The sequence below is a fragment of the Nocardia vinacea NBRC 16497 genome (assembly GCF_000308835.1).
Classification (GTDB): domain Bacteria; phylum Actinomycetota; class Actinomycetes; order Mycobacteriales; family Mycobacteriaceae; genus Nocardia; species Nocardia vinacea.
In genome coordinates this window covers 22,669-35,655 of the sequence record NZ_BAGN01000427.1, presented here as the reverse complement: position 1 = coordinate 35,655, position 12,987 = coordinate 22,669, and the positions used below count along the sequence as shown (strand labels likewise).

Genomic DNA, 12,987 nt, shown 5'->3' with positions numbered 1-12,987 from the left:
AGGATGAACAAGAGCTCGGTGATGGCAATGGACAAGGTCGACGACTCGGTGTCGTCCGACGGCGCGAGTGCGGTGTCCGACCCGGTGTCAGCCACGAATCCCGATGAGAGTCATGATGATTCGGCACCATCGACTGTCGGCGCGGAAGCGTCCGACGCCGGTGAGTACGCAACTGAAAACGCCGCCGCGGCTGAGGACGGCGTGGTCGCGGTCGCGGACGCCGCCGAGGGTACCGGGAAATCCGGCCGCTCGTGGCGCCGATTGCAGCCACGCCCGCTGACCGGGATCCTGCTGCTGCTCGTCGTGGTTTCGGTCATACTCGCGGCGGTGTTCGGCTGGAAACTCGAGACCCGCAACGATCGCCAAGCCGCGGGCACGGCGGCGTTGGCGGCCGCCCAGGACTTTGCGACGGCCCTGACCAGCATCGACTCCTCGCATATCGACAGCGATTTCGCGACCGTCCTGAACGGGGCGACCGGGGAATTCAAGAGCATGTACAGCAAGTCGGCGGATCAGCTCAAACCGATGCTGCTGCAGGCCAAGTCGGTGAGCAAGGGACACGTCGTCGCCGCGAGTGTGCAGTCCGCTTCCGAGAACCAGGCCGTGATCATGCTGTTCGTCGACGCCGAGATCACGAACGTGACCAACCCGACGCCCCGCGTCGACCGCAACCGCATCTTGATGACCATGGACCGCGTCGACGGTCGGTGGCTGACGAGCAAGGTCGAGCTGCCCTAGGCGCTCGGTCCGGCCATCCAACAAATAAATGCAATGTCGAAATTCGAGAAGGAGAGGTGAATCTCCGTGACTACCAGTGCGATCAGAGACATCTACTACGACCCATACGATGTCCAACTCAACGCTGATCCCTACCCGATGTTCAAGCGGCTCCGCGACGAACTGCCCCTCTATTACAACGAGCAGCACGACTTCTACGCGATCAGCCGGTGGGCCGATGTGAATGCGGGATTGCTCGACACGGGCACCTACAGTTCCGCCCGCGGAGCCATCCTCGAGCTGATCAAGGCCGGAATCGAGATGCCGCCGGGAATTCTGATCTTCGAGGATCCGCCGGTCCACGACATCCACCGAAAGCTCTTGTCCCGCATGTTCACTCCGCGCAAGATCCGGGAACTCGAGGACAAGATTCGTCAATTCTGCGTCCGCAGCCTGGATCCGCTGGTCGGCACCGGTCGGCTGGATTTCATCGCCGATATCGGCGCACAGATGCCGATGCGCACGATCGGCATGCTGCTCGGGATTCCGGAGGAGGACCAGGAAGCCATCCGAGACTTCGCGAACGATCAGATGCGGACCGAGGAAGGCCAGCCGATGAAGGCTGCCTCGGAGGGGCTGGCGACCGGCGAAATCTTCTCCGCGTATATCGATTGGCGTGCGGAGCACCCGTCCGACGACATTATGACCGAACTGCTCAACGTGGAATTCGAGGACGAGACCGGAACCGTGCGGCGACTCACCCGCGACGAGTTGCTGATCTACGTCAATGTAGTAGCCGGCGCCGGTAACGAGACCACAACGAGGCTGATCGGTTGGGCGGGCAAGGTGCTCGCCGAACATCCCGACCAACGGCGTGAGCTGGTCGAGAATCCGCGGCTCATTCCGAACGCGGTCGAGGAACTGCTCAGGTTCGAACCACCCGCACCGCACGTCGCGCGCTATGTGACCCGGGATGTCGAACTGCACGGCCGGACGGTTCCGGAGGGCAGCGTCATGATGATGCTCATCGGTGCGGCGAACCGAGACCACCGGCAATTCCCAACGGACGGCGATGTTTTCGACATCCATCGGGATACCCGCCAACACCTGACCTTCAGCGTGGGCACGCACTACTGCATGGGGTCGGCGTTGGCTCGGTTGGAGGGGCGGATCGCGCTGGAGGAGATCTTGGCGCGGTTCCCCGAGTGGGAGGTCGACACGGCCAATACCAAGCTGTCGCCCACTTCGACCGTCCGCGGCTGGGAAACGTTGCCCGCCTTCACTTCCTGACCAACGAATCAACACTACGAATAGAGGTAATCATGACCGGACGGGTCGAAGGAAAGGTCGCATTCATTACCGGCGCGGCACGCGGCCAGGGCCGCAGCCACGCCGTGCGGCTGGCGCAGGAGGGCGCCGACATCATTGCCGTCGACGTTTGTAAACAGCTGGACAACGTGCCTTTTCCGATGCCGACCCCGGCGGATCTGGCGACCACCGCCGATCTCGTCAAGGCCGAAGGTCGGCGCGTCGTCACTGCCGAGGTCGACGTGCGCGACTACGCGGCGCTGAAGGCGGCGGTGGACAGTGGCGTCGAGCAGCTTGGTCGGCTGGACATCATCATCGCGAACGCGGGCATCGGCAACGAAGGTGGTCTGCTGGTCGATCTCGAGGAAAACCTGTGGGACGACATGATCGGCGTCAACCTCGGTGGCGTATGGAAAACCGTGAAAGCTGGTGCGCCGCATATGATCGCGGCCGGTCGTGGCGGCTCGGTCATCCTCACCAGCTCGGTCGGTGGTCTCAAGGCGTACCCGCACGTCGGACACTACGTCGCGGCCAAGCACGGTGTGGTCGGTCTCATGCGAACCTTCGCCGTCGAATTGGGGCAGCACTCGATCCGGGTCAATTCGGTGCATCCCACTCATGTCAGCACAGATATGTTGCTGAACGAGGGGACTTTCAAGCTGTTCCGCCCCGACCTGGAGAACCCGGGGCCGAAGGATCTCGAGCCGATCTGCCAAATGTTCCACACCCTTCCGGTGCCGTGGGTGGATCCGATCGACATCAGCAATGCGGTGCTCTACCTGGCATCGGACGAGTCCCGCTACGTGACCGGCGTACCTTTGCCGATCGACGCGGGCAGCATGCTGAAGTAGGTATGTCGGCGGCTATGACACGGTCGAAGAAGCTGGTCATCGGGGCCAGCGGATTCTTGGGAAGCCATGTGACCCGGCGGTTGGCGACCGACGGAGCAAACGTGCGGGTGATGTTGCGCCCCACCAGTTCGACGCTGGGGATCGACGACCTCGATGTCGAACGCGTTTACGGTGACGTCTTCGATGACACCGGACTGCGTTCGGCGATGAAGGGGTGTGACGTCGTCTACTACTGTGTCGTGGACGCACGGATGTGGTTGCGCGATCCGGCGCCCCTGTTCCGCACCAATGTCGAGGGTTTGCGACATGTGCTGGACGCCGCCACCGCGGCCGGTTTGGACAAATTCGTCTTCACCAGTACCGCGGGAACGCTGGCCATCAGCGACCAAGGTCCGGTCACCGAGGCCGACCCGCACAATTGGGACGACGGCGGTCCGTACATCGCGGCCAGAGTCGCGGCCGAGGATCTCGTCATGCGCTACTTTCGGGAGAATTCCCTCCCGGCAGTAGCCATGTGCGTGTCCACGACCTATGGCCCCGGCGACTGGGCGCCGACACCGCACGGTTCGGTGATCGCCCGGGTCGCCGCCGGGCGGTTCCCCTTCTATTTCGACTTCTCCTCGGAGGTAGTCGGGATCGAGGACGCCGCGCGTGCGATGGTCCTCGCGGGCTCCCACGGCCGTCCGGGCGAGCGGTACATCGTTTCCGACCGCTACCTGAGCAGTCGCGAGGTCCATGCGATCGCCGCTGATGCTGTGGGAGTCCGCGCACCGCGCATCGGCTTACCCCTGGGAATGCTCTACCTCGCTGCCCGCGGCAACGACCTCGCGGCCCGTTTGGTGAACCGCGACCTCCCATTCGCCACAGTCGGTTTGCGTATGGCCGAATTGATGTCGCCGCTCGACCACGGCAAGGCCGAGCGTGAACTCGGCTGGAAGCCCGAGCCGGTGGAGAATTCGATCCGCCGCGCCGCGGAGTTCTTCGAGCACCGCCGACGGGGATGGCGAACAGGATGAGCGGTGCACGGCGTGCCATCATGAGGCCATGGCCGCTCGTGAGGGTGACGCGTCGAGCGTCGAGGACAGGATTGCGCGGCCTACGAACGCCGATGTCGCGCGGCTGGCGAAGGTATCGACCGCGACGGTCAGCTATGTCCTGAACAATGCCGAGGGCAAGCGGATTTCGGCGCGAACCCGGGAAGCGGTCTACGCCGCCGCCGAACAGTTGGGGTATCGGCCGAACGTCGCCGCGCGGAATCTGGCGCGCGGTAAGGGCGGCGTGGTGCTGTATGTAGTGCCGCGGGTAGCGGTCGGTGATATGCCGATCGAGGCCGGTAACCGGATGACCACCGAACTCGCCCGCCACGGGTTGTTGCAGGTGCAGATCTTCGAGACCGAGGACGATCAGCAGGTCGTCGACGCCATCGGCAATCTCGATCCGACCGCGGTCGTCAGCATGTTTCCGCTGAGCAGTCACGTACGCACCGCGGTGCGCGCGGCGAAGGTGCCGCATATCGAGATCGGGCTGCTGCCCGCGCTCGGGGACCCGTTGCTGTCGGTCGGCACGTTGCGGGTCGGGCATCTGGTCTCGCGTGGGCACCGCAAGATCGCCTTCGCCTATACCGGAATCGCGAAATGGCGTGCCCTGGGCGACTATTGGTTCGAGGGCGTCGCCCAAGCGGCACGCCTGCACGATCTGCCGTCCATCACCGTCGGCGAGGTCACTCCGGACAATGTCGCGACTGTGGTGGCCGGCTGGGTGCGCGACGGGGTGACCGCTGTTTGTGCGCAGAGCGACGAGATCGCGGGCCTGGTGCTGTTCGGCATCCACGAAGCCGGACTCCGCTGCCCCGCCGACCTCGCTGTCATCGGCGTGGACGCAAACCCCATGGGAGCGTTCAGTTCACCGCCCTTGACCACCGTGGAGTTCGATCCCACCGCGGTCGCCACCGCCGCGATCGCGGCAGTCCTCACCGAACTGGGGTATCCGGTGCCGTCGGCTCCTGAGCCGACGGACATCGCCCGGCTCGTCGTGCGCGCCTCGACCTAGACCCGGCGCTCGAAACATCGCCTACCGGAAATTTTCGCGGCGGGAGGGCCGCTTCGGTGTGACCTCTGGACAGGCGATGGTTAAGCGCTTAATCTACGGGTGACGGTCGGTTGGTGAGGCCGGCCGTCCCCCGGCGGCAGCAGTACGGTGTCGAGTCGGCTCGGCGGTGAACCGAGGATGTCCGATTGCAACTATTCGAGCAGCGCATCGCGTTCCAACCCGTCACGTAGAGCGTGCGCGGCACCGGATGCGGGATCGGCGACCAGACCGAGCGCCACCAACCCCGACCGGCAGGGGCTGTATGCCGTAATGGGAGGCGAGACGCAAGCCGACCTCCAGCCCCATCGCGCATGAGTCGGTCAGCGGGACAACCTCCCACGTTCTCGAGGTGCGACCAGCGGGATCCACGACGGCCTTACCGGCGATTGCGTCAATATCCCCGCAGCACAATCAGATAGGGTTCCGCGCGCATCAACCAGACCCGCAGTGCGCGGGAATCCACGAGCCGCGGCGCGCTCTGCGACCACGCCGCATGTGGGGCCGCTGCCACGGCCGAGTGCACAGGTACTCCCGGCGGCATGACTTCACCAATGCCTCCGAAACCTCAACCGTGGCCCGATAGTAATTGGCGGAGCCCGCCGATGTTGTCACCATATTGCTGGTGGTGCGCGACGCCGATTCTTCGGGCAGCTCGCCGACGTTGCCGCGGGAGGGTTTCTATCGCCTCGAGAGCTTGTCGAGGCGGTCATCACGACGATCGACCCGTGTCCAGGTGGCCCCCGGAAGGTGTTGTCCAGCGAGCAAACGTTTTGCGTCGGAAATGTTGCTCACCGATATGCCGGTCGATTGATGATCCGCGTGAGAAGAAATAGGCAGTCGAACAGCGTGCGCCGCAGACTGTCGTCTGCTCATGTACGTCGACATATCACGCTGCAATGTTGGATATAGTGGCAACTACCATCAGCATGCCGAAGAAATGCTCACACATGAAGGGCTGACTCATGGCGAAGAAAGTGACCGTTACCATGGTCGATGATTTGGATGGCACGTCGAAAGCCGATGAGACCGTTGAGTTCTCCCTCGACGGGGTTACCTATCAGATCGATCTTTCGAAAAAGAATGCCGGAAAGCTCCGTGAGGCACTGGAACCTTGGACGGGGAACGCGCGCAAGCTCGGACGGCTGAAGTCCCGGTCCAAGACCAAGACCGGAGGTGTCGGTAAGGACATTCGGTCTACGGTGGACCGGGACCAGTCGCTCGCTATCCGAGAATGGGCCCGCAAAAATGGGCACAAAGTATCGGCGCGCGGCCGGATCTCCGCTGACATCGTCGCCGCCTACAACGCCGCCGGGAAGTAATCCGTCCTCGACAGCCCGCTATTTCGGTGACCGCTCGGCATCGCTCGTATTCGAGTGAAGCCGGGGGTACGCATGCGGAATTCGATGGTCGAGTACAGCGGGAATAAGAGATCTATTCCTCGCTGAGCACCGATTTCATCGGTTGGTGTCAGTGGTGATGTGCTCGATAAGACCCGCATGCTGGGCCGAGCCGACACGGTGGAGGAACTCAGCGAGCTCGTGCGGAGCCGGGACGTGGAGCCACTGCGCTGGTATGGGGTCTGGCTGTTCGTCGACTGGCTCGAGTTCAGTGGAGCGGAGTTGGACCCCACCGATTCGAAGCAGGTAGCGGCCACGGTCGCAGTCGAACTCGAAGCCAGTCGACGAGACCCGTACCGCCGACTCAGTCGCGTCTTTCATCTCGTGGGGCGCAAAGGAACGAGCTGATGCGGCAACGGCAGGCAAGCCCCGATGCCCCGTCGTCGCGGCAATCCGATTCGGGCACTTCGTGATTCGGATGCCCAGCTACGCCGGAACCTACGCATCGGAATTTCCGGCCGAGTCGATACTGTGTCGCCTTACCCTGTGATGGTTTGCGAGGCAAGGGATTCGGGATAGATCTGCTCGACGCGGTCGCGTTTGGTGTACATGTCCCAGTAGTGCTCGGCGAGGTCATCCGGGTCGACAACGGGGAAGGCCGCAAGCGAGTCCGAATCGGCCACCACCGCGGTGGCCACCTCACTGCGGGCGATCATCGCCCCGATGGAAAGGGTGCCGGCGTAGACGCCGGTGTCGGCGAGCTCACCATTGAGGGAGTACAGGTAATTGCGGGCGGCGGACATCACCGGGCCGACACCGCTGAGGTGGGGCATCGGCTGCGCCGCCGAATAGCCGTGGGTCAGCAGGAAGGCGCCGTCGCCGCGCTCGGTCCATTCCGGCAGCACGGCGCGGACCACCTCCACCGGGGTGAGCAGCAGCAGCGGGATCAGCCCTTGCAGGGTGGTCGCGTCGAGCTGGGCGGCCGGGGTGAAGCCCTGCTCACCGCTGATCGGCCCGTATTCGATTACATCGATGCGGCCGAAACGAGCGTGGATGGCCGCGACCAGTGCGGGCACTTCGGCGGGCTCGGACAGATCGGCGGAGAAGGCGGCCGCCTCGATGCCTTTACCGGCGAGCTGCTCGACCAGTGCGTCCAGGCGGTCCTTGCGGCGCGCCACGAGGGCGACACGGAAGCCTTCGCGCCCGAAGCGGTGGGCGACGGACACACCGAGACCGGTACCGGCTCCGAAGATGGCAATCACTTTGGACATAGGGCTACTCCTTTGAATGGGCCAGGCGAGGGCGAGTGGTCAGGCGTTGGTGGGGTGACCAGCGGGGACTGCGCAGCTGTCCGAGCCGCAGATCGCCGGATCGCCGCCGGTCCCCGAAATGGACGGGTGGGTTTCGTTCCAGAGCTTGCGCAGGACCTCGAGCAGGGTTGCCGTGTCCTGGGCTCCGGACAGGGCATACCGGCTGTCGAGAACAATGAACGGCGCGCCGGTGGCTCCCAGCCGCTGAGCGTCGCGTGCCTCGTCGTTCACCTGCTGCCGGAACCGGCCCTCGATGAGCACACGCCGGGTCTGCTCACGCTCCATGCCGAGCTCGTCGGAGAGTTCGAGCAGGACATCGAGGCCGAAGATCTTCCGGGTCTGACCGAAATACGCCCGGAAGATCGCATCCCACGCGGCGCGGTTCCTACCATCGGCCGAGGCGTAGGCGAGGAATTCGTGGGTCAGCCGCGTGTCGCCGACCTGGTTGTTCAGCACGATGTAGGGGCTCAGCCCGTCCTGCGCGGCCATCGCCTCGATCCGGCGGGTCATCGTCTCCAGTTGCTCGCCGGTCATGCCGTGCTTGTGCCGCAAGGCTTCGCGCACGCCGATGGTGCTGTCGGTAGGGAAGCCGTCGCTCAGCGGGATCGAACGGTGGATCACCTCTACCTCGTCGCCGTGCTCGAACTGCTCGACCGCCCGATTCAGGCGATGGTTGCCCAGACCACACCAGGGGCAGATGACCTCGGCCCAGATCTCTATCCTCATGACTCAACTCCAATTCCTACTGTTTGTGCGTAGCGCCATAATGGGCCAGTATTGGAGGCCGTACAAAAGGCACATCGATGTCTGTGCCGGAGAGGAATGTGCGCCATGGAGGTCACAGCCCGATCAAGGGTTGCCGCGGGCCGCGGGCCTTGCGCCGGCATCCCCGCCGAGCGGATGGAGTTCATTCGGCAGGTACTGGACCGTATCGGGGACAAGTGGAGCATGCTGGTGATCGCCGTCCTGGACGCCGGGCCCCGGCGCTACACCGACCTACAGCACGACGTTCCCGGCATATCCCAGCGGATGCTCACCCTCACATTGCGTCAGCTGCAACAGGACGGACTCGTGACCAGAACCGCCTATGCCGAGGTGCCGCCGCGCGTGGAATACGCCCTCACGCCACTCAGTCGCAGCCTGCTCGAGATCGTCACGTCCCTGATCACCTGGGCCTCCGACCATCACGACGAGATCCGGGACAACCGGGCCCGCGCCACCGCAGCCGCATCCTGACCGCTGGGGCGGACGCGGGTGTGCAGATGGTTGAGGTTGGCCTCGAACTCACCGACAACGGGCGTGTCGCCTTCGTCGTCGACGACCTGGCCTCGGTCAACCCCTGGCGGCCCCGGATGCTCGAAATCCGCGGCCACGCCGAAGCTCTCACCACCCCCACCGACTCCGCCCACGGCGATCCCAGCGGCGGCTTCGACGGCGCGATCATCCGCATTCACCCGCACCGGCTCATCAGCTTCGCCGTCAACGATCCCACCGGGTGAGATGTGGGCCAAGACCTCGCCGCCCGGCCCGGTGCATCTGCTCGACCGCGAGCCCGTAATACTCTGTGGTCCAGGCGATCACGACGTTGGTCGCCAGCGTCAGGCAGCTAGATCCGCGACGCGATCGCCGATCCGAAGCCGAGCGAACTGTCGCAATCTCGTTGCCGCTCAGAAGAGTCCGCCGCCGGCGTGCAGGGACTGGCCGGTGATCCAGCGGGCGTCGGGGGAGGCGAGGAAGGCGACGATATCGGCGATATCGTCGGGTTCGCCGATTCGGCCGAGTGGGGTCTGATTGATGACCTGTTCGGTGAGTGCCGGACTGCGCGCCGCGGCGAGTGCCTCGGTGCGGACGGCGCCCGGCAACACGCTGTTGACGGTGATGCCACGCGGTCCGAGTTCCTTGGCCAGTACCAGGGCGAGCGTTTCGCCGGCGGCCTTGGTGGCGGCGTAGATTCCGGAACCCGGTCGGAGCGTTGCGGTCACGCCGGAGGATACGACGACGATCCGTCCGCCGTCGCGCAGTCGGTTGGCGGCCGTGCGCAAGGCGATGAACGTGGCCTTCGTATTGGTGGTGAACATCAGGTCGAACTCGTCGTCGGTCGTCTCGGCGATCGGGCTGAAGGTGGCGGTGCCGACATTGTTCACCAGAATGTCCAGCCCGCCGAAGTACTGCTCGGCCGTTTCGAACAGTCCGGTCAGTTGTGCCGGATCCGCCACGTCCGCCTGCGCGGCGACCGCTTGCCCGCCGCCGGCTTCGATAGTGGCCACGACCTGTTCTGCCGCGGATCGGTCCGAGTGGTAGTTCACGACAACAGCCGCGCCGTCGGCCCCGAGCCGCTCGGCGATGGCGCGGCCGATCCCGCGTGAGCTTCCGGTGACGAGCGCGACCGGCATGCCTGCCTCCAATAGTCGATAACATCGATAGTTGATAGCATCGACTAATTCATTCGAGGTTGTCAACTGTCGATCATCTAAACTATTGGCCATGACCTCGGAGGATCCGGACCTGGCCGCCGCCTTCGCCGCGCTGTATCGCGAGGTGGGCGTGCTCTACGGCGTCATATCGCGCCGGTTCGGACTTACCGTGCAACAGGTCGAACTGCTATGCCTGCTATCCGGCCGCCGACCATCTTTCGGTGAACTGGCGGTATTGCTCGGCTGCGACAAGACGAATGTGACCGGCATGGTGGATCGACTGGCGCGACGCGGTTTCGTCGCCCGGGAGACCGATCCCGATGATCGCCGCATCACCCGAGCCGTCCTGACCGAACAGGGCGCCGCGATCCGCGAGGACTTCCGGTCCGCCCTGGCGGCGGAGCTGGGTGCTCGAGTGCCCCGCGCGAACCGCGCGAGGCTCGTCGCTCTGATCACGGATTCGGTGACCGCACTCGCCGAGAGCCGCTGAATCTGCTGAAGTTCAGGCGGGTGTGTGTCGCTGGGTGACAGGTTCGCTGTTCCTGGATCGCTACCGACTTCGGTGATGCGCTCGGGAGCCGGACTCTGGCGCGCGTCGACGGCGAGGGGCGCGTCCTACTGCCGCTTCGCACGGTGCCGTCGCCACCAGGTCACGCCCCATACGGCGTGGAGGGTGCCGAGGATGAGTAGCACGACAACGCTGTCGAGGTTGGTCGCTACCGGATGGCTCGGTCCCAGTCTGTCGATGGCGCGGTAGATCAAGGTGAGATCGGCGGGGAGGGTGAAGGTCACCATCGCGGTCAGACACAGGACGGTTCCGAGGACGAGGACGATGCTGTAGACGCGTACCGCGCGGCGTTCGTGCGATGGCAGGTGGCAGCTGGGATCTTCTGCCGTGCCGGAGCGGCGAAAGATGCTACGTCGCAGCCGGTTTACGAGATAGCGTGCATATGCGAGGCCGTCGCCGTACAGGTCGCGGCATGAGGTGAGGTCCTGCAGCACGAAATAGATGTCCGTGCGCATGAACACCATGAACTGAAACGGCAAGGGCAGCAATGCGATCACGACGATCGCGGCCAGAATCCGGTGCGGCGTCGTGCCCTGGGCGGTCGCAGCGGCGAATATCACGGCGACGGCCGCGACCGAGAAGTTTGTCGACATACCGGCCAGATAGGCGGTGAGCCGATGCCGCCGTGGTGCGAGTTCGATTCCGCTGATATCGGTTTCGGCCACCAGGAACTGCAGGCGCGTACCCAGCTGGATCCGGGCGTGCACGCCGGTCGCCCGCGCGACGACGAAATGTGCCAGCTCGTGGACGAATACCAGCGACCAGCCCGCGGTGACGCTGAGCGCGAGCACGACGCTGCCTTCTGGACTCCAGAGCAGGTTATGGAAACTCGGCAGCAAGTCGGGCCGACCGACGAGTGTCGCGACGGCGCCAACCATAAGACAGGCGAACAGCACTGGAAAGACCGGGCTCAGCGCGAAGCGCGCATGCTCGGGGCGTATCCACGGAAACGATGCCGGTCGCGGCGGGGCGCACGGCACCGGCCGCCCGTCGACCTCGGCCACGAAATCCAGCTCCACCAGCGCCTCGACGAAGGACAGCACATCGAACTCGCGTCCCTCGGCGTCGGCCAGCCGCTCGGCTGCCTGTTCGATGGTGTGACCGGCTCGCAGCAGTTCCAGTGCGGTCACCCCTTCCCGCGGGAGGGCGACGAACTGCCGAGTCTCGAAACGGCCGACGATCCACTCGTCGCGATCGGGCCGAGTCGCGAAGTCGTGCAGTCGGATTCGACTGGCAGGTCGCGGGGTGACAGCCGTGTGTGCGTCGGTCACTGCGCGCTGCCGCATGCCGGGCATTCCGGCCGAGAGGTAATGCGGTCGGGCACGGACGCATCAAGACGCACCAGATTCGCGTCATAGCGGAACCCTGGCTCGATCGGCGGGGCACCGGTCAGCGTCGCGAGCGCGAAATGCGTGAGGAGAGTGCCGGTGAGGGTCGCCGATACGATATTGACCGGATGCCAGGGCAGTTGTGGCGCAAGGCTTTCCAGCGTTGTCTCAGGAGGCAGCCGCATATCTGCCTGTTCGACTAGGTGATCGTGCAGGCATTCCCAGCAGGCACTCTGCCCGGGGCCGTGCAGGCTGCCCGACACGGTCGGACCGTGATAGCCGCCGACCACCCAGGGCGCGCCCGCGGCCAGGCACGCCCGGTTGGCCCATCGGCGGATCGTGCGCGGCTGGTCAGCGCACAGGGCGAGCAGGTCGTATCCGGGTTCGAGCAGTTCGGCCAGGTCGGACTGCTCTGTTATCCGCCGCTGTTCGCCCGTCACCCGCACATTGGAGTTGAGCGCGCGCAACCGCTGGACCGCGGCCTCGACCTTCGATCTGCCGATATCGTTCTCCCGGAACAGGATCTGGCGATTGAGATTGGAAAGCTCGACCACGTCGGCGTCGACGCAATGCAGTTGCCCGACACCTGAGGCAACAAGGCCCTGCGCCACGATCCCGCCGGTTCCACCGACACCGATGAGCAGAACGCGGGACCGGCGCAGTCGAAGTTGCACGTCCCAGGCGCTCGCCCGAGCTGTTCGGTCGATCCAGCGAAAGAACGCCACACCGCGCGAATAGCGCTCCCGCTCCTGCTCCGACAATTCCACCGGCACCGGAGCACCGGCATCTTCCAGGAAGCCCGCGTCCGACAACTGTTGCATCGCGTCGGCCGCGGGCACTCCCGGATAATCGGACAGCACCACGTCGACTATCTCGTCGGGCGATCTGGTGCCATCCAGTGCGCCGATCAGAACCCGCACCCAGCCATCCGGATCTTCGATTTCCACTCCGAGGCCGTGGACCGTGGCACCGATCCTGATATTGCCGTCGATCGTGACATATCGACCGTGTTCCGGTTTGATCCGTGGCCGCAGCATCTGTTCAGCGCGCATCCGGCCTACCAGGC

15 protein-coding genes are annotated in these 12,987 nt (G+C 64.7%); 10 read left to right on the top strand and 5 right to left on the bottom strand.

Annotation, left to right across the window (positions count from 1 at the left end; all coding sequences use genetic code 11):
- Positions 1 to 3 precede the first annotated feature (3 nt).
- The 7 genes from ON44_RS45030 to ON44_RS45000 all read left to right on the top strand — a co-directional run bounded on the left by ON44_RS45030 (position 4) and on the right by ON44_RS45000 (position 6,709).
- Positions 4 to 738, top strand: a complete 735-nt coding sequence (locus ON44_RS45030) for an Rv1363c family protein (RefSeq protein ID WP_051183404.1) — start codon at positions 4 to 6, stop codon at positions 736 to 738.
- 138 nt (positions 739 to 876) lie between these two features.
- A complete protein-coding gene (locus tag ON44_RS45025) occupies positions 877 to 2,007 on the top strand; it encodes a cytochrome P450 (RefSeq protein ID WP_373283309.1) in 1,131 nt (376 codons plus the stop codon).
- Positions 2,008 to 2,039: 32 nt separating this feature from the next.
- Entirely contained in the window at positions 2,040 to 2,876 is an 837-nt protein-coding gene (locus tag ON44_RS45020) for a mycofactocin-coupled SDR family oxidoreductase (RefSeq protein WP_040701553.1), read from the top strand.
- A 14-nt stretch (positions 2,877 to 2,890) separates the two neighbouring features.
- Positions 2,891 to 3,892, top strand: coding sequence for an NAD-dependent epimerase/dehydratase family protein (locus tag ON44_RS45015; protein ID WP_040701614.1), 1,002 nt, complete (start codon positions 2,891 to 2,893; stop codon positions 3,890 to 3,892).
- 28 nt (positions 3,893 to 3,920) lie between these two features.
- A complete protein-coding gene (locus tag ON44_RS45010; RefSeq protein WP_051183403.1) occupies positions 3,921 to 4,925 on the top strand; it encodes a LacI family DNA-binding transcriptional regulator in 1,005 nt (334 codons plus the stop codon).
- Between the two features lie 1,001 nt (positions 4,926 to 5,926).
- Positions 5,927 to 6,283: a histone-like nucleoid-structuring protein Lsr2 gene (locus ON44_RS45005; protein ID WP_040701552.1), complete on the top strand. Its 357-nt coding sequence runs from the start codon at positions 5,927 to 5,929 to the stop codon at positions 6,281 to 6,283.
- Positions 6,284 to 6,442: 159 nt separating this feature from the next.
- Entirely contained in the window at positions 6,443 to 6,709 is a 267-nt protein-coding gene (locus tag ON44_RS45000; RefSeq protein WP_245567572.1) for a hypothetical protein, read from the top strand.
- Between the two features lie 131 nt (positions 6,710 to 6,840).
- Here the strand turns inward: ON44_RS45000 and ON44_RS44995 are convergent, their stop codons facing one another.
- Together ON44_RS44995 and ON44_RS44990 are read right to left on the bottom strand one after the other, a co-directional pair.
- Positions 6,841 to 7,572 carry an SDR family NAD(P)-dependent oxidoreductase gene (locus tag ON44_RS44995; protein ID WP_040701551.1) on the bottom strand — a complete coding sequence of 244 codons (732 nt, stop codon included), beginning with the start codon at positions 7,570 to 7,572 and terminating at the stop codon, positions 6,841 to 6,843.
- 39 nt (positions 7,573 to 7,611) lie between these two features.
- Positions 7,612 to 8,337 (bottom strand): DsbA family oxidoreductase, encoded by a 726-nt coding sequence (locus ON44_RS44990; RefSeq protein WP_040701549.1) that lies wholly within the window; start codon positions 8,335 to 8,337, stop codon positions 7,612 to 7,614.
- 174 nt (positions 8,338 to 8,511) lie between these two features.
- Here ON44_RS44990 and ON44_RS44985 point away from each other — a divergent pair, with 174 nt between their 5' ends.
- Together ON44_RS44985 and ON44_RS53310 are read left to right on the top strand one after the other, a co-directional pair.
- Positions 8,512 to 8,847 carry a winged helix-turn-helix transcriptional regulator gene (locus ON44_RS44985; RefSeq protein ID WP_245567575.1) on the top strand — a complete coding sequence of 112 codons (336 nt, stop codon included), beginning with the start codon at positions 8,512 to 8,514 and terminating at the stop codon, positions 8,845 to 8,847.
- A gap of 26 nt (positions 8,848 to 8,873) precedes the next feature.
- Positions 8,874 to 9,110 carry a PNPOx family protein gene (locus ON44_RS53310; RefSeq protein WP_245567571.1) on the top strand — a complete coding sequence of 79 codons (237 nt, stop codon included), beginning with the start codon at positions 8,874 to 8,876 and terminating at the stop codon, positions 9,108 to 9,110.
- A gap of 168 nt (positions 9,111 to 9,278) precedes the next feature.
- Here ON44_RS53310 and ON44_RS44975 read toward each other — a convergent pair whose 3' ends face one another.
- The gene (locus tag ON44_RS44975) at positions 9,279 to 10,004 is read right to left on the bottom strand and encodes a glucose 1-dehydrogenase (RefSeq protein ID WP_040701547.1); all 726 of its coding nucleotides are present in this window, start codon (positions 10,002 to 10,004) and stop codon (positions 9,279 to 9,281) included.
- A 91-nt stretch (positions 10,005 to 10,095) separates the two neighbouring features.
- Here ON44_RS44975 and ON44_RS44970 point away from each other — a divergent pair, with 91 nt between their 5' ends.
- Positions 10,096 to 10,515, top strand: coding sequence for a MarR family transcriptional regulator (locus ON44_RS44970; protein ID WP_040701546.1), 420 nt, complete (start codon positions 10,096 to 10,098; stop codon positions 10,513 to 10,515).
- Positions 10,516 to 10,640: 125 nt separating this feature from the next.
- Here the strand turns inward: ON44_RS44970 and ON44_RS44965 are convergent, their stop codons facing one another.
- Positions 10,641 to 11,879 (bottom strand): site-2 protease family protein, encoded by a 1,239-nt coding sequence (locus ON44_RS44965; protein WP_051183411.1) that lies wholly within the window; start codon positions 11,877 to 11,879, stop codon positions 10,641 to 10,643.
- Positions 11,861 to 12,973 carry a HesA/MoeB/ThiF family protein gene (locus ON44_RS44960; protein WP_218007782.1) on the bottom strand — a complete coding sequence of 371 codons (1,113 nt, stop codon included), beginning with the start codon at positions 12,971 to 12,973 and terminating at the stop codon, positions 11,861 to 11,863. Before ON44_RS44960 ends, ON44_RS44965 begins: the two co-directional genes overlap by 19 nt.
- Between the last annotated feature and the right edge of the window lie 14 nt (positions 12,974 to 12,987).